Annotated in this window: 21 protein-coding genes; 8 read left to right on the top strand and 13 right to left on the bottom strand. The window is 68.5% G+C overall.

The features are described from left to right. Position 1: 1 nt before the first annotated feature. The 5 genes from OG817_RS43500 (at position 2) to OG817_RS43480 (ending at position 5,731) form a co-directional block, all read left to right on the top strand. Positions 2-1,213 carry a cytochrome P450 gene (locus tag OG817_RS43500; RefSeq protein ID WP_406050914.1) on the top strand — a complete coding sequence of 404 codons (1,212 nt, stop codon included), beginning with the start codon at positions 2-4 and terminating at the stop codon, positions 1,211-1,213. Between the two features lie 5 nt (positions 1,214-1,218). Beyond that, on the top strand, positions 1,219-2,145 hold the full coding sequence (locus tag OG817_RS43495; protein ID WP_406050912.1) for an alpha/beta hydrolase: 927 nt from the start codon (positions 1,219-1,221) through the stop codon (positions 2,143-2,145). 14 nt (positions 2,146-2,159) lie between these two features. Continuing rightward, a complete protein-coding gene (locus OG817_RS43490; protein WP_406050910.1) occupies positions 2,160-3,236 on the top strand; it encodes an alpha-hydroxy acid oxidase in 1,077 nt (358 codons plus the stop codon). Beyond that, complete coding sequence (locus tag OG817_RS43485; protein WP_406050908.1) at positions 3,218-4,483, top strand: PLP-dependent aminotransferase family protein; 1,266 nt, start codon at positions 3,218-3,220, stop codon at positions 4,481-4,483. Before OG817_RS43490 ends, OG817_RS43485 begins: the two co-directional genes overlap by 19 nt. 66 nt (positions 4,484-4,549) lie before the next feature. Further along, positions 4,550-5,731 (top strand): MFS transporter, encoded by a 1,182-nt coding sequence (locus OG817_RS43480; protein WP_406050906.1) that lies wholly within the window; start codon positions 4,550-4,552, stop codon positions 5,729-5,731. Here OG817_RS43480 and OG817_RS43475 read toward each other — a convergent pair. From OG817_RS43475 to OG817_RS43420, 12 genes are read right to left on the bottom strand one after another with little or no spacing between them, the layout of a single operon-like run. Beyond that, positions 5,703-7,031, bottom strand: a complete 1,329-nt coding sequence (locus OG817_RS43475) for a hypothetical protein (protein ID WP_406050904.1) — start codon at positions 7,029-7,031, stop codon at positions 5,703-5,705. The genes OG817_RS43480 and OG817_RS43475 overlap by 29 nt on opposite strands. After that, on the bottom strand, positions 7,028-8,002 hold the full coding sequence (locus tag OG817_RS43470; protein ID WP_406050902.1) for an alpha-ketoacid dehydrogenase subunit beta: 975 nt from the start codon (positions 8,000-8,002) through the stop codon (positions 7,028-7,030). Before OG817_RS43470 ends, OG817_RS43475 begins: the two co-directional genes overlap by 4 nt. Next, positions 8,002-8,946 carry a thiamine pyrophosphate-dependent dehydrogenase E1 component subunit alpha gene (locus OG817_RS43465; protein ID WP_406050900.1) on the bottom strand — a complete coding sequence of 315 codons (945 nt, stop codon included), beginning with the start codon at positions 8,944-8,946 and terminating at the stop codon, positions 8,002-8,004. Before OG817_RS43465 ends, OG817_RS43470 begins: the two co-directional genes overlap by 1 nt. 3 nt (positions 8,947-8,949) lie before the next feature. Further along, complete coding sequence (locus OG817_RS43460; protein ID WP_406050898.1) at positions 8,950-9,735, bottom strand: DUF3050 domain-containing protein; 786 nt, start codon at positions 9,733-9,735, stop codon at positions 8,950-8,952. Between the two features lie 11 nt (positions 9,736-9,746). After that, positions 9,747-10,652, bottom strand: coding sequence for a phytanoyl-CoA dioxygenase family protein (locus tag OG817_RS43455; RefSeq protein ID WP_406050896.1), 906 nt, complete (start codon positions 10,650-10,652; stop codon positions 9,747-9,749). Then, positions 10,649-11,722: a 4-hydroxyphenylpyruvate dioxygenase gene (hppD, locus tag OG817_RS43450; RefSeq protein ID WP_406050894.1), complete on the bottom strand. Its 1,074-nt coding sequence runs from the start codon at positions 11,720-11,722 to the stop codon at positions 10,649-10,651. The genes OG817_RS43455 and hppD overlap by 4 nt, the downstream gene beginning before the upstream one ends. After that, complete coding sequence (locus OG817_RS43445) at positions 11,722-13,002, bottom strand: beta-ketoacyl-[acyl-carrier-protein] synthase family protein (protein ID WP_406050892.1); 1,281 nt, start codon at positions 13,000-13,002, stop codon at positions 11,722-11,724. The genes hppD and OG817_RS43445 overlap by 1 nt, the downstream gene beginning before the upstream one ends. After that, positions 12,999-14,594: a class I adenylate-forming enzyme family protein gene (locus OG817_RS43440; protein WP_406050890.1), complete on the bottom strand. Its 1,596-nt coding sequence runs from the start codon at positions 14,592-14,594 to the stop codon at positions 12,999-13,001. The genes OG817_RS43445 and OG817_RS43440 overlap by 4 nt, the downstream gene beginning before the upstream one ends. After that, entirely contained in the window at positions 14,591-15,073 is a 483-nt protein-coding gene (locus OG817_RS43435; protein WP_406050888.1) for a hypothetical protein, read from the bottom strand. Before OG817_RS43435 ends, OG817_RS43440 begins: the two co-directional genes overlap by 4 nt. Next, on the bottom strand, positions 15,070-16,074 hold the full coding sequence (locus OG817_RS43430) for a beta-ketoacyl synthase N-terminal-like domain-containing protein (protein ID WP_406050886.1): 1,005 nt from the start codon (positions 16,072-16,074) through the stop codon (positions 15,070-15,072). The genes OG817_RS43435 and OG817_RS43430 overlap by 4 nt, the downstream gene beginning before the upstream one ends. Beyond that, a complete protein-coding gene (locus OG817_RS43425; protein WP_396392284.1) occupies positions 16,067-16,297 on the bottom strand; it encodes an acyl carrier protein in 231 nt (76 codons plus the stop codon). The genes OG817_RS43430 and OG817_RS43425 overlap by 8 nt, the downstream gene beginning before the upstream one ends. Beyond that, positions 16,297-16,551, bottom strand: a complete 255-nt coding sequence (locus OG817_RS43420; RefSeq protein ID WP_131512895.1) for an acyl carrier protein — start codon at positions 16,549-16,551, stop codon at positions 16,297-16,299. Before OG817_RS43420 ends, OG817_RS43425 begins: the two co-directional genes overlap by 1 nt. Positions 16,552-16,568: 17 nt before the next feature. On the opposite strand from OG817_RS43420, the gene OG817_RS43415 reads away from it, so the two are divergent. Continuing rightward, positions 16,569-17,168, top strand: a complete 600-nt coding sequence (locus tag OG817_RS43415; protein WP_406050883.1) for a 4'-phosphopantetheinyl transferase family protein — start codon at positions 16,569-16,571, stop codon at positions 17,166-17,168. Here OG817_RS43415 and OG817_RS43410 read toward each other — a convergent pair. Then, positions 17,099-18,499 carry a class I adenylate-forming enzyme family protein gene (locus tag OG817_RS43410; RefSeq protein ID WP_406050881.1) on the bottom strand — a complete coding sequence of 467 codons (1,401 nt, stop codon included), beginning with the start codon at positions 18,497-18,499 and terminating at the stop codon, positions 17,099-17,101. The genes OG817_RS43415 and OG817_RS43410 overlap by 70 nt on opposite strands. A 357-nt stretch (positions 18,500-18,856) precedes the next feature. Between OG817_RS43410 and OG817_RS43405 the strand changes: the two genes are divergently transcribed. Together OG817_RS43405 and OG817_RS43400 are read left to right on the top strand one after the other, a co-directional pair. Beyond that, the gene (locus OG817_RS43405; protein ID WP_406050879.1) at positions 18,857-19,489 is read left to right on the top strand and encodes a hypothetical protein; all 633 of its coding nucleotides are present in this window, start codon (positions 18,857-18,859) and stop codon (positions 19,487-19,489) included. Then, complete coding sequence (locus tag OG817_RS43400; protein ID WP_406050877.1) at positions 19,486-20,646, top strand: PrsW family intramembrane metalloprotease; 1,161 nt, start codon at positions 19,486-19,488, stop codon at positions 20,644-20,646. Before OG817_RS43405 ends, OG817_RS43400 begins: the two co-directional genes overlap by 4 nt. Positions 20,647-20,651: the final 5 nt, after the last annotated feature.

The raw sequence follows: 20,651 nt of genomic DNA, 5'->3' as shown, positions 1-20,651 counted from the left end.
CGTGCGCACCGCCAACGAGATCCTTGCCGCACTGGGATCCGAGGACGGTCGCCGCGATCCGATGCCGCTCTTCGCGGAGCTGCATCGGATCGGCCCGGTCTGCCGGCTCGCCCCCGGCAGTTCGCCGTACGCCGTGGTGGTGAACGGGTACGACGCCGCCCAGGAGGCACTGAAGGACATCAGGTTCCACCGGCTGCTGTCGGCGGATCCGAACCCGAAGGAGCTGGTACTGCGCCGGCTCGGTGGGTCGATGATGTTCCGCAACGAGCCGGACCACCTGCGCATGCGCAAGGTGTTCCAGGCCGTGCTGACCCCGCGCCGGCTGACCGGGTTCGAACCGGTGGTGGACGCCCTGGCCGAGGAGTTGCTCGACGACCTGGGCAAGGCCGGCGCGGACCGGAAGGTGGTGGACTTCGTCGACTTCGCCTACCGGCTGCCGATCACGGTGATCGGGACGTTCCTCGGCATCCCGCGCTCCGACCTCGGCTGGTTCCGGGACCGGACGCAGCGGATCGACGAGTACCTCGACCTCGGCGGCAAGGCACCGGAGAAGCTGGCGGCCGCGAACCAGGCCGCCGGCGAGCTGAACGACTACTACGCCCGGATGATCGCCGAACGCCGGATCCGGCCGCGTGACGATCTGGTCGGATCCCTTGTGCACGCACTGGATTCCGGTAGGTCGGGGATCGACGAGCAGGAGCTCATCGACAACCTGCTGGTGCTGGTGAACGCGAGTTTCGTCACCACGATGAACCTGCTCACCAACGGGCTCGAGCTGTTGCTGAACAAGCCACGGCTCGTCGAGGCGCTGCGTGACGATCCCGGGCTGGCATCGGATTACGTCGAGGAGATCCTCAGGCACCAGAGCTCGGTCCAGCTGATCAGCCGGAAGGCGTCGACCGACATCGAACTGGCCGGCGAGACGATCACCGAGGGCAGTCTGGTCCTCATCCTGCCCGGCGCGGCGAACCGCGATCCGGCCAAGCACCCCGACGCGGACACCTTCGATCCGCGGCGCGACGACCTCCAACATCTATCCTTCGGCGCCGGACCGTTCTACTGTGTCGGCGCCGCACTCGCCCGGATGGAAGGACGCGCGGCGTTCGCCCAGCTGTTCCAGCGGTTCCCCGGTCTGCAACTCGCCGGGGAGCCGGTGCGCAGCCGCAGCCTGCTGCTGCGTGGGCATCAATCCATGCCGATCCGAATGGGGTGATCCGGATGCCGTTGGACCCGCAGGTCGAGGCAATGCGTGCCGAGCGCGAGGCCGCCAACGTGCCGCAGCTCTACACCCAGACCCTGGCCGAGGCGCGCGCCGCCGACCTTGCCTCGATCCAGGCCGCGGGCGGTGAGGCCGAATCGGTCCACCATGTCGAGGACCTCAGCACCGACGCCGGGCTGCCGCTACGGGTCTATCGGCCTGACCTGACGGGTCCGCTGCCGACGCTGGTCTACTTCTTCGGCGGCGGCTGGACGCTCGGCAGCATCGAGACCGCCGACGGCATCTGCCGCAGGCTCGCCAACGCCGTTCCCTGTCAGGTCATCACGGTCGGCTACCGACTGGCACCGGAGCACCCGTTCCCGGCCGCGGTGCACGACTGCCGCGACGCCACCCAGTGGATCGCCGCGAACGCCGACAAGCTGCGGGTCGATCCGGAGCGGATCGCGATCGGCGGGGACAGTGCCGGCGGCAACCTAGCGATCGCGACCACCTTGCTTGCCCGTGACAACGGTCCGGCATTGGCCGGGCAGTTGCTCGTGTACCCGAACACGCTCTACGGCTCGGACACGATCTCGATGCGGAACGGCAACGACCCGTACCTGTTCAACAAGACGTCAGTGGGCTGGTACTGGGACCACTACCTGACCGACTCGGCCGACGGTGTCGACCCGCTCGCCTCACCGCTGCTGGCCGAGTCGCACGCCGATCTCCCGCCCGCGCTGGTGATCACTGCGGAGTACGACCCACTGCGCGACGAGGGTGAGTACTACGCCGAGAAGCTGCACGCCGCCGGCGTACCGACCACGCTCAGCCGGTACGACGGGATGGTGCACGGCTTCTTCGCGATGTCCGGCATCCTCGACGGCGGCAAGAACGCGATGGCCGAAGCGGCGACCTGGCTCGGCGGGATCTTCCGCGATGCGTGACGCCCGGCGACACGATGGCTGAGTCGCTGGCCGACTACGAGCGGCTCGCGGCGACCGCTCTGCCCCGCTCGGTCCACGACTTCGTCGCCGGAGGCAGCGGCGCCGAAACCACCCTCCGGCGCAACCGCGCCGCCCTGGATGCGCTGACCCTGACGCCGCGCGTCCTCGCAGGCGTCGACGAGCCCGACACCTCCACCACCCTCCTCGGCACCGAGCTCGCCATGCCGGTCGCCGTGGCCCCGATGGCGTACCAGCGCCTCGTCCACCAGGACGGCGAGCTCCTCCTCGCGCAGGCCGCCGCGGAAGCCGGGATCCCCTACGTCATCAGCACCCTGAGCAGCTACCCGCTGGAGAAGATCGCGGCGATCGCACCGTCCTGGTTCCAGCTGTACTGGCTGCGCGATCGCGGGCTGGTCGAGTCCCTGGTCGAACGCGCCGCCACGGCCGGCTGCCAAGCGCTCATGGTCACAGTCGACGTACCAGTCATGGGCCGTCGCCTCCGCGACGTACGGAACTCGTTCACACTCCCACCCAGCGTGGTCGCGGCGAATCTTGTCGACATGGCGACAGAGGCGCACTCCGAGGTGCCCGGTCTGTCGGCCGTGGCGACGCACACTGCCTCGGCTTTCGATCCGACGTTGAGTTGGCGAGACCTGGCGTGGCTACGGGCGCGATGCCCGCTTCCCCTGCTGGTCAAGGGGATTCTCGATCCCCGCGACGCCTCCCGAGCTGTCGCGGCCGGCGCGGACGGGCTGGTCGTTTCGAATCACGGTGGCCGCCAGTTCGACGGTGCGCCGGCGTCGATCGATGCCCTCGGCCCGATTGTCGATGCGGTCGGCGACGACTGCACCGTACTGCTGGACAGCGGCGTCCGCAGTGGCACCGATGTGGTCAAGGCGTTGGCGTCGGGCGCGTCCGCCGTACTCGTCGGGAGACCGTTGCTGTGGGCACTGGCTGTGGAAGCTGTGGATGAGGCACTGGGCCTGTTGAGACATGAACTGCGGGATGCGATGCTGCTGGCCGGATGCGCTGATCTGACCGCGGTGACGGAGTTGACGACGGGGAGAACGCCGTGGCAGATCTCAGGTTGACCGAGTTGCACAGTTCACTGACCGACCGGGCGCTGAACTCGATGAACTTCCTCAACGAGGTCTCGCACCACTACCCGGAGGCGATCTCGCTGGCCGCCGGCCGTCCGACCGAGGAGTTCTTCGCGCTCGAGGACCTGCACCGCTACCTGGACCTGTTCGCCGATCACCTGCGCTCGCAGGGGTACGACGAGCCGTCGGTGCGGCGGATCATCTTCCAGTACGGCCGGACCAAGGGCATCGTCCACGACCTGGTCGCCCGCAACCTCGCCGTCGACGAGGACATCCCCGTCGACCCCGAGGCGGTCGTCGTCACGGTCGGCTGCCAGGAGGCGATGGTCCTCACCCTCCGCGCACTCCGCGCCGACCCGTCCGACGTACTGCTGGCCGTCTCCCCGACGTACGTCGGAATCACCGGTGCTGCTCGCCTCGTCGACTTACCCGTGCTGCCTGTCACCGCGGACGACGATCTCGCCGCCGTGGTGAAGGCGGCCCGAGCAGACGGCCTGCGACCGCGGGCGTGCTACGTGATGCCGGACTTCGCCAATCCGTCCGGCCTCAGCCTGGACCTGGACGCCCGGCTTCACCTGCTCGCAGTCGCCGCCGAGCAGGACCTGCTGCTGATCGAGGACAACCCGTACGGCCTGTTTCCGGCCGAAGGCGTCGACCGGCTGCCGACGCTGAAGGCGCTCGACACCGAACGTCGCGTCGTCTATCTCGGCTCGTACGCCAAGACCGGGCTGCCGGGCGCCCGGGTCGGGTACGTCGTCGCCGACCAGACGGTCGAAGCGCCGGACGGGACCACCGGGCTGCTGGCCGACGAACTGTCGAAGCTCAAGAGCATGGTCACCGTGAACACCTCCCCGGTCGCCCAAGCGATGATCGGCGGCAAGCTGATCGCGAACGACTTCAGCCTGGTCGCGGCGAACCGGCGCGAGCGGGAGCTGTACGCCGCCAACCTGCGCGCGATCACCGACGGCCTGGCGGCGCGGTTCCCGGCCGGCGAGATCAGCTGGACCGTGCCGTCCGGCGGGTTCTTCGTCGTGGTCACGGTGCCGTTCCCGGTCGACGACGTACTGCTGGAGAAGTCCGCCCACGAGTACGGCGTGCTGTGGACCCCGATGAGTCATTTCTACGACGGCGACACCCCGATCCACGCGCTGCGGCTGTCCTGCAGTGCGGTCACCCCGATGCAGATCGAGGCGGCTCTGAACCGGTTGGCGGCGTTGATCACCGATCAACTTCCGTAACTGGTCCTCTCGTGCGGGCTGAAACTGGATCTGTAGGGGATACCGATCCGGCCCTAGCGTGAAGGTATGACCACGGCATGCGAGTTCCCCACAGTCCAGGTGACCACTGCGCCCCGACTGGTGACCGGCCAGTTCGGACGGTTGCTGGTGATGGTGTTCGGGTCCGGGCTGAGCATGTACCTGCTCACCTCGGTGGTCCCGCTGTACCTCGCCGCGAACGGGTCCGGCGGGATCGGCGCCGGACTGTCGACCGGCGCGATGATGCTCGCCGCGGTCGGGACCGAGCTGCTCGTCCCGCGGATGCTGGCCCGCTGGGGCTACCAGGTCGTCCTGGGTCTCGGGCTGATCCTGCTGGGTGCGCCCTCACTGCTCCTGCTGGTCACCGCATCGCTGCCCGTCGTCCTCACGATCTGCGTCGTGCGCGGAGCCGGCCTGGCGATCATGGTCGTCGGTGCGGTCGCATTGGTCGCCGACGTGACTCCCGACGGGCGGCGCGGTGAAGCATTCGGTATCTACGGGCTGGCCGTCGGAGTGCCGGCAGTGATCGGACTGCCTCTGGGTGTCTACCTCACCAACCTGGTCGGCTTCCGCGCTCTGTTCGTGCTCGCCGCGGCCAGCTCCCTCCTGGTCCTCGGCATGCTGGCCGGGGTGCCCAAGGCGACCAGCGAGGAAGAGCAGCACGTCAAGGTGCTGGGCGGACTACGCGGTAGCGGCCTGATGATGCCGACGTTCGTCTTCGCCGCCGTCACCGTTGCCGCGGGCATCAGCGTGACCTTCCTGCCGCTGGCCGTTGCCGAGGACAAGCACTCCCTCGTCGCGACCGCCCTGCTGATGCAGGCGATCACCGCTCCCGCCGCACGCTGGCTGGCTGGTCGGTACGCCGATCGCGTCGGCCCGGCCAAGTTGCTGGCACCGGCGCTGATCCTGGCAGCCTCGGGTGCCGGCGCCCTCGTCCTGATCGGCAGCACAACCGCGATCGTCGTCGGTTCGACCCTCTTCGGCCTCGGCTTCGGCGCAGCTCAGAACCTCACGCTGACGATGATGTACGACCGCGTGCCGAAGTCCCGCTACGGCCAGGTCAGCGCCCTGTGGAACCTCGCGTACGACGGCGGCTGGGGCGTCGGCGCCATCGTCTTCGGCGCCGTGGTCGCGGGCACCGGCTACTCCGTCGCCTTCGGTCTGACCGCCGCCGTCGTCGCGCTCGCGATCATCCCGGCAGTCAAGGCGTCAGTAGCAGCCCGCTCGTGAGCGCTCCCTGCGCGACGTTGACCACCGGCCCGGCCCCGGGCACGGCGAACCGGACGTAGGCGCCGGCCGGACTACCACCGAACAGGTAGGGCGCGATGCAGAACGGTACGGCGTCCTCGTGGACCTCACCGGTGGCGATCTCGACGAACTGCATGGTGAGCCGATCGACCGGAACGTACCGCTGCAGGATGTATCCACCCTCGACCAGCGCGGCGTCCAAGGCCCCCTGCCAGGTATGCGCGGGCACCTCCGGCCCGACGACGACACCGACACCGCCGTAGGAACCGGACGGTTTCAGAACAAGTTCGTCCTGGTCCGCGATCGCCCGGTCGCGCAGGTCCCGCGACAACACCTCCGTCCGCGGGACATGCCGACGTACGACCTCGGCATCGTCGGGGGACATCGAGTCCAGGTCCGTCCAGAGCCAGGCGAAAATGGACTTGCTCGCCAGCAGCCAGCTCGCTGTCGGGGTGAAGACCCGGACCGTCTTGGTCCGTATGGCGGTGCCTAGGGCGTCGAGGCCGGCGCTCGGCGTCGTGCCCTGCGGGACGAACATCCGCAGTACCGCCTCGATCGGCCCGTCGTCGACGAGCAGCCGACCGGCGTCGTCCAACGTCAGCCACTCGACCGGGAACACTCGCATGTCCAGCCCGATTTCGCGACCGCGCTCGCTGAACGGCTCGAGGAGCTTGATCATCGCCAGCCCGTCCTGGGAGCCCGGATACGTGCCGCCGGTGGTGAAGATCATCGCGAGCCGGTCCGTCCCGGTCAGCTCGAGCGCCGACCGGACCGCCTCGTACCGCGCATCGACCGCGGACGGCGGCGCTGCCAGCCCGATCCGGTCCAGCACCGGATCCCCGTCGTACGCCGCCAGGAATCGCTGGGCGACCCCATCGGAGTCGTGGGCACCACCGAGTGCGCTGTCGATGTTGGCCTCGACCACGTACGGCGTTCCGTCCGCGAGCAGGATGTCCGCCCGGACACCGCCGAGCAGGTCCTCGGTCAGCGGGAGATCCTCGTCGAGCAAGTCGATGTAACCGGCCGGCATGCCGAGCGCCTGCCGCAACTCCCCCGCGGTCGAGGCACGCTGCAGGCACGCGGACAGGATCAGCCGGGCGACGGTCGCCGAGATGTCGGTGAACCGGCGATACGCGACCGCGGACATGATCGGCGACCGCAGCGGCCGCCATTCCTTGTTGTGCGTCGCCACGCCGTCGTACACCTGCTGCCACGCGTCGAGTCCGCGTGCGACCAGCGCCGTACGCACAGCCGCGGGCAACTCGTGCCACCTGTCCGTCATTGTTCCTCCAGTACGGCGTGGATCGCGGTGACCAACTGGTCCCGGCCGGGTTGCACGGCCCGGTCCAGCGCGAGAGCGAAGGGGAGCACGGCGCCATCCGGCCGGGTCAGGCGGCGAGGTGGTGCGGCGAGGTCGAAGCGTTCGGCGGCGATCGCGAGGATCTCGGCGGCGAACCCGCTGGTCCGATTCGAGTCGTCGATCACCACGAGCCGGCGGGTCTTGGCGACCGATGCGGCCAGGCCCTCCACATCAAGGGGATAGACCGTACGCGGATCGAACACCTCGACGGAGATCCCGAGGCCGGCGAGCTCGTCGGCAACCGTCAGCGCGTCCTGCACGAGGTGGCCGAGGGCAACGACTGTGAGGTCGGTGCCGCTGCGGGCGATCCGTCCGACGCCTAGCGGTACGGGTGCGAGGGTGCTGAAGTCGAGGTCGTCGCGGACGCCGAGGGCACCGGACGGTGCGAAGAAGACGACCGGGTCGTCGTCCCGGATCGCCGAGACCAGCAGACCGTACGCATCGGCCGGCGTGGCCGGGACCACGGTCTTCACACCGACGTGTGCGAACAGGGTGTACGGATGGTCGGAGTGCTGGCCGGCCCACCCGGTCCGCGAGCCCGAGCCCGGGACGACGTACGTGACCGGGACCTTGCATTGACCGCCGGTCATCAGCGAGAGCTTGTGGGCCTGGTTGGCGATCTGCTCGAAGACCAGGAACAGCAACGACGGGATCTGGAACTCGATCACCGGTCGCATCCCGGCCAGTGCGGCACCGGTGGCGAAGTTGGTGAACGCCTGCTCGGACAGTGGAGTGTCCAGCACCCGATCGGGACCGAAGCGCGCGAACAGTCCGGCCGTCACGTTGGACGCGGCGGCCCGGATGTCCTCGCCGAGCAGGAAGACCGACGGATCACGCTCCAGTTCGTCGCCGAGCGCGCGGTTGAGTGCCTTCAGATAGGACAGTTTGGGCATCAGCGCGGCACCTCCGGCGCGGCGTACAGGTACTCGAGAGCGGCCGCCGGATCTGGGTGGGCGCTCCCCAGAGCGATCACGGCGGCCGCATCGAGCAAAGCCTCGACCTCGGCATCGACTGCGGCCCGGTCCTCGGCCGCAAGTCGTGCGCCCTGAATCTCTACTGGGTCCCGCGACCGCCCAGCGGAGATCTCCTCGGTCGAGCGGTAGGTGAGCCGGGCTCGGTGCTCGAACGTGTGGTGCGCGTCGAATCGGTACGTGGTGCATTCGAGGAACGTCGGGCCCTGACCGGACCGGGCCCGCTCGACCGCGACTCTGGTTGCCTCCAGCACCTTTTCCGGATCCTGGCCGTCGACCGTGACGGCCGGGATCCCGAAGGCTTCGGCACGCGCGGTGATGCTGCCGGCGACCGCGGACGCCACCGGCATCGTGGTCGCGTATCCGTTGTTCTCACAGACGAAGATCACCGGCACCTGCCACAGGGCAGCCAGGTTGAACGCCTCCAGCAACATGCCCTCGTTCATCGCTCCGTCGCCGAAGAACGTCGCGGCGACGGTGTCCCGGCCGAGGCGGCGACGCGCCCAGGCGGCACCGGTCGCGATCGAGCCGGCCGCGCCGACGATCGCGTTGGCGCCAAGGATGCCGAGACTGAAGTCGGCCGCGTGCATCGAACCGCCGCGGCCCTTGTTCAACCCGGTCTCCCGCCCCATCAGTTCAGCGAGCAGCCGGGCCGGGTCGACGCCTCGGGCCAGCACATGCCCGTGGCCTCGGTGCGTGCTGGTGATGACGTCGCTGTCCGTCAACGCCGCGCAGACCCCGGCCGCGATCGCCTCCTGGCCGATGTACGGGTGAATGCCACCGACGATCTCCCCGGACCGGACGAACTCGATCGCCCGCTCCTCGAAGCGGCGGATCAGGCGCACAGTCCGGTAGAGATCGCTCATCGGTCAGCCCTTCACCGCGGCCAGGATGGCGTCCCACAGGCGAGCACGCGCGGCCAGCGCGGTGTTGATGGTGTCGGCACACGCCTCCCACTTCGCCTCGTCGTCGCCGCACAGGTCGCTGACCATCTGCATCGCCATCGGCGTGTGCTGCTCACCGTCGACCTCGATGTGCCGCTCGAGGTAGTCGACGAACATGTTGAGCTTGTTGGAGCGCTCGTTCACCGCGACCACCTGGGTGAACATGTCCGGGATCAGGTCCTCCCGGCCGAACGCGAACGCTGCCGCCTGGCAGTGGACCGGTGCGTTCTCGATGATGTCCCAGGTGGTGCCGGCGAAGTCGACCGACGCCTGCGGTACGCCGGCCTCCCGCAGCGACTCGACCACCGAGCCGCCCTGACGCAGGAGGCCGATCAGGGCCGAGATCGCCGTGGTGTCGGCTCCGGCCTCCTCCATGCCGTTCACGTACAGCTCGAAGTGGCTGATGAACCCGTCGCCGAGTTCGTCGCTCTCCTCGACCATCACGATGTCGTTGATCAGCCGGCGACTACTGGTGTGCGCGGTCGGGATCCACGGCACGGTGACGCAGGTGAGCTCACGCTGCAACGACTTCAGCAAGGACATGAAGTCCCACACGGCGAACACGTGGTGCTCCATGAAGGTGACCAGAGCCTCGTGCGTATCCAGGTTGGCGTAGAGCGGATGCTGCACGACCTTGTCGCGAGCCTCGGTGACGGCCTTCTCGAGCCGTTCGATGCCGGGATGGGTCTGACCCCAGTCGTAACGGGACATGGCGGTTCCTCTCAGCGGTCGGCCCACAGGGTCGGGCAGTAGTCGGGGTCGGCGTAGTCGGGGTGGCCGTCGGCGGTTCGGCGTACCAGGACGTCGTGGTTGTACGCCGCCAGGGTGCCGTCGGAAAGGGGAAACTCGCGGTAGTGATTGGCGCCGTCCTGCAGGTGCAGAGAGACCGCGCGGCGCGGGCGGTCGCTGACGTTCGCGCCGCTGCCGTGGTAGGTCCGGCAGTGGTGGAAGTTCATGTGACCGCGAGGGATCGTGATCGGGACCTTCACCACTTCCGCGCTGTTGTACGCGGCGTTCTCGGCCAGCATCTGGTCCAGCTGGGACCGATCCCGCTCGGCGAAGTGGCGTACGACGGTGTCGTCCGAGCCGATCTCCCGCCAGCGGTGGCTGCCGTCGACCATCGTGATCGTGCCCATCTCCGGCGGGCAGTCGTGGAACGGGATGAACGCGGTCAGCATCCGGTCCGACGCCGAGGACGACCAGTAGTGCTTGTCGAAGTGCCAGGGCACGATGTTCGACGGCTCGCCCTCGATCGGCGGCTTGTAGATCAGCGTGGACTGGAAGATCCGGATCGCGTCGGCCTGTGCCAGCCGGGCCGCGACCGCGCCGATCAGCGGCTTGCGCAGGATCTTCGCCAGGCCGTCGTGCTCGTAGTGCACGTAGTCGTTGTGCCGCTGGACGTCACCCTTCGACGGATCCCAGTACGCCAGCTTCGGCGGGGCCGTCGGCAGGGTCCGGTCGCGTTCGCCGGCGTAGTACCGCTCGCTGGCGTTGACCAGTTCCTCGGTCTCATCGTCCGTGAGCAGCTTCTTGGACAGGTACCAGCCGTGCTGGTTGTAGAAGGCAACGTCTTCGTCGGTCGGGAGCAGGTCCAGCTCTTCTTCGGACAGCTTGAACTCCAGGCTCATGCGTCAGCTCCCGCCAGCTCGCGTTCCTTGGCTTCGTAGAGGGCCTTGATGTTGCCGCTGCCGAACGTCATCGCGCCGCGCCGCTCGATGATCTCCAGGAACAGCGTGCGGCGGACGTGCATCGACTCGGTGAAGATCTGCAGCAGCTGACCCCAGTGGTCCCGGTCGACCAGGATCCCCAGTTCCTCGAGTTCCTCGATCGGTGTCTCCACCTCGCCGACGCGCTCCGGCAGGGCCTGGTAGTACGTCGACGGCGTACCGAGGAAGTTGACGCCGCGGCCCGCCAGCGTGCTGACCGCCTCGACGATGTTGCTGGTGCGCAAGGCGATGTGCTGCACTCCGGCGCCGGCATGCCAGCTGAGGAAGTCGTTGATCTGGCCGGGTCGGCGGTTCGCGTCGGGCTCGATCAGCGTGAACGTGACGTGCTTCGACGGACTCTGGACGACCTTCGAGTCCATCCCCTGGCCGGCCACCTCGATGTACTCCTCGAAGATCCGCGGGAACCCGAACACCTCCTCGTAGAACGTCGCCGTCGGCTCGAGCTCACCGGACGGCACACAGATCGCCAAGTGGTCGATCTCGCTGAACAGCTTCTCGTCCGGGCCACTCGCGGGCTCGGTGATCTGGAACGCGCCCGGTGCGAACTCCCGCCGTGGGCCGTGCCGCTCGACCAACCGATGGATCACATCGCCGAATCCGGCCACCTCGGCGATCACGACGGTGGTCTCCCGGCCGTCGGTGTACGTCACCGGCTCGCTCAATGGCTCGGCACCCCGCGCCAGCAGCTCTGTGTAGGCGACCGACGCGTTGTCCACTTCCAACCCGACCACGGCGACCCCGTCACCGTGGCGCTGCACGTACTCCGCCGCCGGGTGGTCCGCGGCCAGCCCCGAGGTCAGCACGATCTGTACGGCGTCCTCGCGCAGCAGCAGCGACCGCTGATCCGGCAGACCGGTCTCCGGACCGCCCTGGCCGTGAATCTGCAGGCCGAAGGCGTGCCCCAGGTAGAACGCGGCCTGCCGAGCGTCGCCCACGTACATCTCCACGTGGTCGATCCCGTAGATCTCCATCACACCCTCACCTCACTGTTCATCTGTCGCCGCTCCGGCGTGCTGGCGATGCCGAGGAGCAGGCTCACGTTCTGGCCGCCGAACCCGAACGAGTTCGACAGTGTGTACTCCGGCCGCAGGTCGCGGGGTTCCTTGCGGACGTGGTCCAGCGGGCAGGCCGGATCCGGATCGTCCAGGTGGTACGTCGGCGGCACCAGGCCGGTGGTGATCGCGAGGGCCGCTGCCGCAGCCTCGACCACTCCGGAGGTGCCGAGCATGTGTCCGGTCAGCGCTTTGGTAGAGCTGACTGCCGGGGCGCGGTCGCCGAACGCGAGCCCGATCGCGACCGACTCGGCCACGTCGCCGAGCTTCGTGCTGGTCCCGTGTGCGTTCACGTATCCGACTCGGCGCGGTTCTACTCCGCCGCTCGCCAGGGCTCGCCGCATGCACTCGGCGGCGCCGATCCCGTCGGGCCGGGGAGCGGTCGGGTGGTGTGCGTCGGAGTTCACGCCGTAGCTGGCCACATCGGCGTAGCCGCCGGCCCCTCGGGCTGCCGCATGCGCTGTGCTTTCGAGGACGAGCAGACCGGCGCCTTCGGACAGCACGAACCCGTTGCGGCGTAGGTCGAAGGGGCGGCTCGCCTCGGCCGGATCGTCCCAGCCCCGCGCCAGCGCTCGTGCGTTGGCGAAGGTTTCGGCGAAGGTCGGGAACAGTGGGGCTTCGCTTGCGCCGCACAGCACCACGTCCGCTTCGCCGGATCGGATCAGCCGCACCGCGTCCGCGATCGCCTGAGCACCCGAAGCGCACGCCGTACCGACTGCTGAGGTGTAGCCGCGGAGACCGAACCGGATCGCGATCCGAGCAGCCGGCATGTTGGGGAGGATGCCGGTCAGAAGGTAGGGGCTGACGGCGGCACGACCTCGTTCGGCCCGGGCCAGGACCTGTTGCTCGAGCGTCGCCATACCGCCGACACCGCCGATGATGACGCCGATGCGGTCGGGATCGACGTTGTCGCCGACGACCAGGCCGGCGTCGTTCAGTGCGTCCTCGGCCGCCAGCTGTGCAAGGACAACCGTCCGATCCATCACCTTGCCGTCAGGGCCGGAGGTGATCTTGCCCGTGTCGATCGGCGGGAGGATGCCGGCGAGCTCGACGGAGTTCGCGATCGGGTGGTCCGCCGGTGGTTTGACGATGCCCGATCGCCCGTGCAGCAAGGCGTCGTACACCGTGTCCACGCCTCGGCCGACGGGCGTGATCAGACCCATCCCGGTGATCGTGACGCCGCTGCCCGGCGCGGTCATGCCTCTGCCCCGGTCAGGCGTGCTTCGCGGAGTGCGACCTTGCGGACTTTGCCTGTCACCGTGACCGGGACCTCCTCCGCGCCGACCACGGTCACCGTGCGGATGATCGTCGCGACTTCCTCACCGACCGCGGCCTTCACCGCGTCCAAGCGGTCTTCTTCGGCCGCGTCCGGCGTGAGTTCGAGGAGGATGTCGGCGACGTACTCGCCGTCGCCCCGCGTGATGATCACCGTGCAGTCGAGGACTTCGGGAAGGGCCGCGAGGATGCGTTCCTCGGACAGCGAGGTGAACAGTTGCGGGCCGTCGAAGCCGGCGACCGCGTCGGGGATGCGGTCGAGGTGGAAGTAGTGGCCGGTGTCGTCGCGGTAGGCCAGGTCGCCGGTGAGGAACCAGCCGTTCAGGCGGAAGCGGTACGTGTTGACCGAGTCGTTCCAGTAGCCGGGTGAGACGCTCGGCGACCTGAAGCCGAGCAGGCCGGGCTTGCCTGGTGGCAGTTCCTCGCCGGTCTGCGTGAGCACGGCCGCCTCGGCGAACTCGTACGGCTTGCCGATGCACCGGCCGTAGTGGTCGCTGTCGCTCGTGTGCGTGATGTGGAAGCCGTTGTGGCCCATCTCGCTGGACCCGAGACCGTCGATGAAGTGCGAGCCCTTGACGGTCACGCGACCGGCGCGGGTGACGGTCTGCCGGGTGCCGACGGCAACCAGTTTGCGGATGTGCGGTTCGTGCGCACAGTCGCCGGTGTTGAACCACATCCGGACCGAGTCGAGGTCGTGGCGATTCAGGTCCTCGCGGGCCAGGCCGGCCCAGGTGACGGCGAATCCATAGACGGAGTGCGGTTTCCAGCGTTCGATGTGGTGGAGGACGTTCGGGGCATCCTGGCTGGACACCAGCAGCATCTCGGCCCGGTTCCCGAGGACCTGGTTCACCATCAGGACCGTGGCGGTGTGCGGGATCGGGAGGGCGTTCAGGATCCTGTCGGTGCCTTGCGCCTGCGGCATCGTGAGCAGGTGCTTCAGAGCGGCGTACAGCGTGGTGTGGGTGTGCATCACCGCCTTCGGTACGCCGGTCGTGCCGCTGGTGTGGGTGATCACGACAGGGTCGTCGGCGTGGTGCCGGTAGTGCTCCGGCGCCATGGCCGGGTCCGCCGTCCCCAGGTCGCGCGGCTCGGCGAGAATCGGTGCCTCGTGTAACAACTCGCGATGTGCCGCGTCCGCGAGTACGCCGGTGGCGCGGAGGCGGCGGACGAACTCCTCGGCGATGGGTGGGCTCATCTTGCCGTTCATCAGCGCGGGGATCGCGCCGACCCGGGTCAGCGCGAGGAAGCTCAGCACGACGTCCTGCGCCTCGGTCGCCCAGATCGCGACCACGTCCCGGCGTCCGATGCCGTGCTCGTGCAGCCACGCCGTACGGGCCTGGACCCGCTCGTCCAGCTCGCCGAGGGTCAGTGGGTGCTCGGCCGGGTGGTGGTCGACGGGTGTGTCGAACGTCAGGCCGGGGCCGCTCAGTTCGGCGCCGTGGGCGATGACCCTCGCCAGGACGTTGCCGGTTCCGATCGCCGGGTCCGCGGCGAGCCGGGCTCTCAGGCTCTTCATATCGGGTCTCCCCCACTCACGATCCGGGCGGACGCCTGGTCGGCACCCACCTCCACGATCAGCACCTGGTCGGCGTCCCCGTCGCCGATCAGCACCGCGGCCTCGTCCTCGCCACCGTCGGTCACACACACGACCGGGCCGCGCAGGTCCCACTTCGCCGCGATCCAGCCGGCGATGCTGTTCGGCACCGACTGGAAGAAGAACAGCGGACCGATGCGCTTGCCCTCAGCAACAGCTTGGCGTACGTGCTCCGCGCTCACGCTGTCCCCGTCACTCACCAGCACGATCCCCGTCCGGGCTTCGCGTGGCTCCGTCAGCCGGCTCATGCATCGCTCAGCCACCACCGCGGCCAACGGGTTGAACACCGAGAACACGAACCCCGGCACCACCGGCGGTCCTGCCGCGACGTCATCACCCGGCTCCGGCCAGTAGCCCTCACCGCGCACGACAAGGTCATGAACTTCCAGCAACTCGCTCATCCCGCCCGCACCACCAACGCGGTATTGGCGCCCCCGAACGCCGAGTTCACCGTCATCCCGTACGCCGACGTGGCCGGCCGAGGCGCAGCCAGAATCAGATCCACCGAACACGCGGGATCCGGCTCGAGGAACCCCGCGTTCACGGGCAACTTCCCCTCCCGCAAGGCCTGCACAGTCACCACGAACTCCACCAACCCCGAAGCCTCCAACGCATGCCCATGCAGCCCCTTCGTCGAACTCACTGGTGGGCTACTGCTGAACACTGTGTTGATGGCAGCGGCTTCGGCCGCGTCGGCGAAGGGGGTGCCGGTGGCGTTGGCGTTGAGGTAGCTGATCGCGTCTGGTGGTACGCCGGCCTTCACCAAGGCTGATCGGATCGCAGTGGCCAGGCCCCGGCCGTCCGGGGATGGTTGGCATGGGTGGTAGGCGTCGCCGGTTCGGGACCAGCCGAGGAGTTCGGCCAGGCCATCGCCGGCTTGGAGGACTACTGCGGCTACGCCGTCGCCCAGGAGCAGGCCGCGGCGGTTGAGGCTGAACGGGCGGACTGTGTTGTCGTCGGCCAACGCCCGCCCGGCGTCGAAGAGGGCGAACTGGTGTGGTTCGACCAGATACGCGGCTGCTACGACGATGCGATCGGCGCGGCCGGTGCTGATGAGGGTTCCGGCGGCGGCGAGCGCCGTACTGGCTGAGACGCAGGCGCTGGTGTAGATGCGACGTTGCCCGAAGTCGCAGGCCGGCGCGGAGTGGAGTGCGAGCAGAAGTGGCGTCGTACTGCGGTCGACACCGGCTTGCGCGCAGGCGGTTGCGATCGCCAGGTCCAGTTCTTCTTCCAGCGTGCCGGTTTCGGCGGCCATCGCGGCGTACCGGACCCGGCGGTTGCTGGTGTCGAAGCGCCGTACCTCGGTGAACGCCGGGGCGCCGGTGAGCTGCGCCTCCGGACCGCGGCCGAGCGCGGTCAGGATCGAGAGGCCGGTGACGGAGACCGGTCGCGCTTCAGACATGGCTGGTCAGCACCTCGGCGATCACGGTGACTGCGTCGTCGACGGTGGTCATCCGCTCGAGCTGGTCGTCGTCGAGCTGTACGCCGTACCGCTGCTCGACCTGATGGACCAGCCAGGCCAGCTCCATCGAGTCGATCCGGTCCGTGCCGGGTGGCCGCTCGCCGAGGCCGGCGAGCCAGCTGATGATCTCGTCCCGCCCGGGCGGTGGTGGGTTCGAGTTCATCAGACCTGCTGAGCTACCCGGCCGGCCACCTCGGTGGTGAACTCGCCGACCGTCATCAGCGCGAGCTGCTCGGACTCGTCGTCGGAGAACCTGACCCCGAACCGATCCTCGACCCGCACCGACAGATCCGCCAGCGCCAGCGACTCCAGGTCCACGCCGGCCGGGCCGAGCGTGGTCTCGTCGTCGACGCCCTCGGTGTCGTAGTTCATGTCCTGCAGTTGCGCGATGACGAAAGCGCGAACCTCGTCCTTCATCTTGTTACCTTCTTTCGGTGGGTGATTCGGTACATGTCTGGGTGGCTCCGGCCGGCGCCGAGTCGCGCGCCACGGCCCACGCGTTGCTGCTCGACCTCGCGAGCACCCTCGTCAGGTCGCCGTCGCTTCGTCACGCGGACAACGGGCAGCCGTACGTCGACGGGCTGGCCGTGAGCCTCAGCCACAGCCGCAATCTGGTGGTGGTTGCCGCGTCCTTGTCGGGTCCGCTCGGCGTGGACGTCGAGGACGTCCACCCCCGCGAGGTCACCGCCCTCGCGCACCGGTGGTTCGACCCCGCCGAACTCCAGTGGATGTCCGAGCAGCCCGACCACCTGATCGCCTTCCTCCATCTCTGGACCGCCAAAGAAGCAGTAGGCAAAGCCCTCGGCCAAGGCCTCAGAAACTCCGGCCTCCGCCGCCGCATGCCACTCGGTGGTGGCGCGGTCGAGTCGGAGCCGGGGCTGGTGGTGACGTACGTGCCGTGGGAGGGGGCGGTGGTCGCGCTTGCTGCCGGTGCCGGTCTCACGGAGATCGTGCTGACCGCGCATCACGGGGTGGCCTTGCGGAGGACGGTGACGTCTCGGACTAGTTTTCCGGTGGTGGTTCGGGGGAGTTGATCGAGGATGCGGAGGGTGCGGGGGCGTTTGTAGGAAGCGAGGAGTTGGGCGAGTTCGGCTTCCAGGTGGGCTGCGTCGCGGGGCCGGTTGAGTTGGAGGTAGGCGGTGATCGCGCCGTCGAACACGACAACGGCTGCCTCGACACCGCGGAGGGTGCCCAGGGTGTACTCGACCTCCGTCAGGTCGACCTTCAGGCCGCCGACCGAGACCTGCGAGTCGAGGCGGCCCTTGATGCTGACAAGACCGGTTTCGGGATCGACCACACCGGCGTCGCGGGTACGGAGCCAGCCGTCGGACCATCGCGCCGGATCGGACAGCCCGAGGTACGGCGATTCAGCCCGCCGGACCTGGAGTTCGCCGTCGACGGCACGGACCTCGATCCCTGGAGCCGGCCGGATCGCCGGGCGATGGTCGCCGTACAGGTCGGTGCCGATGACCCCGACCTCGGTCATCCCGTACATGTTCCCGAGCGGTACGCCGTAGTTGTCCTCGAACGACTGTGCGACCGCGGCCGGCACCAACTCGCCACCCGTCGTCATCCGCTGGAACTGCGGCAACTTCGGCGGCTCCTGGACCGACGCGAGCAGCCCGATATGGAAGGGCACCCCGAGAACCGTCGCCGGCGACGTCCCCGCAGCGATCGCCTGCACGATCGCGTCACCCGTCAACCGCGCCGGCGGCACCAACTCGACCCCGGCATGCAGGCTGTAGAGCAGACCTCCGACCAGTCCGAGCACATGCACCATCGACGGCAGCAGAATCAACCGCTCACCCCGCACCGGCACCCCGTCGATCCGCGTGTACCGCAGTACCTCCTCGACGAGATCCTCCGCCGTCCGGCCGATCACCTTCGACGGCCCCGTCGACCCGGAGCTCAGCTGTACGACGGCGTGTGCGGTCCCGGCCGGATGACCCGAGTAGCTGGCCACATCGGTGTGCACCTCGACGAACGTCCGCAGCCCCGACTGCACCGGCCGCTCCGGCGACACCACGACCTGCGGAACCAGCCGCTCGATCGCCCGCCGGACCTCGTAGTCGGTCAGCCGGTGATCCAGCAGGATCGCCTGCCCGCCACTGCGCCAGACCGCCAGCAAATGCGTCACGAAAGCCAATGAGGGCGGTAATCGTAAAGCCGCGGCACCACCGGCACGAAAACCCGCGTTGCGGAGTTCCGATTGACGATCCCGGACCAATCGGCGCAGTTTCGCGCGATCAACAGGTTCCGGAAGACGAAAGCAGACATCGGTGGCCGGGCCGGCGAGCAGGACGTCGTCGACCCACTGCGCGCCCTGGGTGGTTCCGGGCACCACGACAGTACCGTGATTGGTCATCCGAGCTCCGAAGTTCGTTGCACACAAAGGATTCGAAGACCAGGACCTCCACCAAGGTCTGGCGATGACGCGACGATACGACACGATCACGCAACTGCGCTATGGACCAGAAGTGATGATCCAACTACCGTTGGCAACCTCTTGCGGAGGCTTACTCAAGCGCCGAAAAGACACCGGAAACAATGCATCGAGAGGTTAGGAATCTGTGCAGACTCAGGCACAGTGAGGGTTTACCCCACGCACAAAGAAACAGTCCGGCAGACCGCACCGGACTATTCCGCAGAGATTGTGGCACGCAGGTGCGCCGAGCTGACGCCGCTACAGTGATGGCGTTGAAGCTGGCGTGCGGAGGGGCCGATGACAGCAGGTACGCAGGAGACGCCAAGGGACTGGGTTCCGGTCGAGCACCGGTGGTTCGGACTCGACCGGCGGACCTTCCCGGCCGGGCTGACCAGCCTCGCCATAGCGCTGGTGCTGATCTACGGCTTGCCGGCGCTCAACGCGGCGATTCCGTGGCACAACCAGATCAAGGCCGGTCAGGTGCTCGAGCTCGGCGACGGTGCGACCGCGGTGCCACCGGTCGACTGGCAACTCGAGAGCGGGAGCCTGACTGGCGGGAGCGCGACGAGCCTGCAGGTGAAGCTGGCCAGCGGAGGCGCCACGATCGAGCTGACCGGTACGTCGTACGACGGCACCGCGACAGCGTTCCTGGATCAGGTGGATCGGTCGGACAGCGACGCCCCGGGCGTGAGTGGGCGGCGCGGAACGCTGACGACCGGAGGCGGCCTGGTCGGAGTCGTGGAGAGCCGAACCTCCACCGGCGGTGACGGCATCGATGCTGCCTTCAAGATGGCCACCGGCACGCCCGAGGCGGTGGAGGCTGCGCCTGCGCTGCTCGTCCGCGTCCGCACCGCGCCCGGTCAGTTCGAGCAGTACCAGGACGAGGTGGCAGCCCTGCTGCGCAGCATCACCCCGGGGCCGGCCCGATGACCGACACCGCAGTGCCTGAAGGCAAGGCCGCTCAGCTCAGCGCGATCGAGGAATCGGGCTGGGGGCAACCGTTTCGGTTCCTGCAACCGCACAACCTGGCGTTCTGGGTCTACGTCCTGGGCGTCGGCGGCGGCGCCCTGACGATGCTTCGGTACTTCGGGCCGCGCGCCTCGTTCTACTCGCCGGCCCTGGCCGGCGGCGTCCTCCTCTTCGCGCTGTACCTCGTGCCGTGGCTGCTACTCCTGCGCCATCACAACCGGTTCACCGCTCAGCCTGCCGGGCTGCTGGCGACCGGCTTCGTCTGGGGTGGCGTCGCCGCGACGTTCTGGATCGCACTGCCGGCCAACCAGGCGTTGCTGGAGATCTGGGCGAAGGCCGGCGGCAGCTCCTTCGGCGCGGACTGGGGCGCCGGACTCACCGCGCCGATCAACGAGGAGTGGGGCAAGGCACTCGGGCTGGTGCTGCTCATCGGCCTCGCGCCACGCCTGGTCCGCAGCGCGTACGACGGGTTCATCATCGGCGCGTACATCGGTCTCGGCTTCCAGGTGTTCGAGGACGTGCTCTACGTCTACAACGGCGCGACGCAGTTGTACGGCGTGGACCAGCTCGGCTCGTCATTGCAGGTGTTCCTGGTTCGGGGCGCGGCCGGCATCGTGTCACACGCCCTGTTCAGTGCGATCTTCTGCGCCGGCCTGATGTGGGTCCTCGGCAGGACCCGCGGCGAGCGCAACGTGGTCAGAGGCGTACTCACCATGCTGATGGCCATGCTGTTCCACTTCGCCTGGGACGACATGGCCGGTCTCAGCGGCGGCGGTGTCGCCGCGGCCGGCTTGCCGTTCGTGATCGCCGCCATCGAACTGACGGCGCTGTTCTACGTCCTGCGGCACGCCGCCCGGCAGGAACGCGTCTGGACCCGCGCCCTGCTCGCCCCCGAACTCGCGACCGGCGCCGTCGACCCGGCTCTGCTGGACGCGGTCAGCGGCCTGAGAAGAGATCGCAAGGCCTACCGCAAACACCTCCACAGCCGCAGGAAGGCCCGGCACCTGCTGGAAGCCGCCTCCGACCTGTCCCGCGAGCTGGCCCGGGCCCACGGTGCCGAAACTCCCGGTGTAACCCACGCCCGATCCGAACTCCTCCGCCTCCGCTCCCCTGCCTGAGTGGC

The organism is Kribbella sp. NBC_00889 (assembly GCF_045207705.1).
Taxonomy (GTDB): Bacteria; Actinomycetota; Actinomycetes; order Propionibacteriales; family Kribbellaceae; genus Kribbella.
The sequence above is the reverse complement of the archived record's forward strand: the minus strand, read 5'-3'. Positions and strand labels throughout refer to the sequence as shown.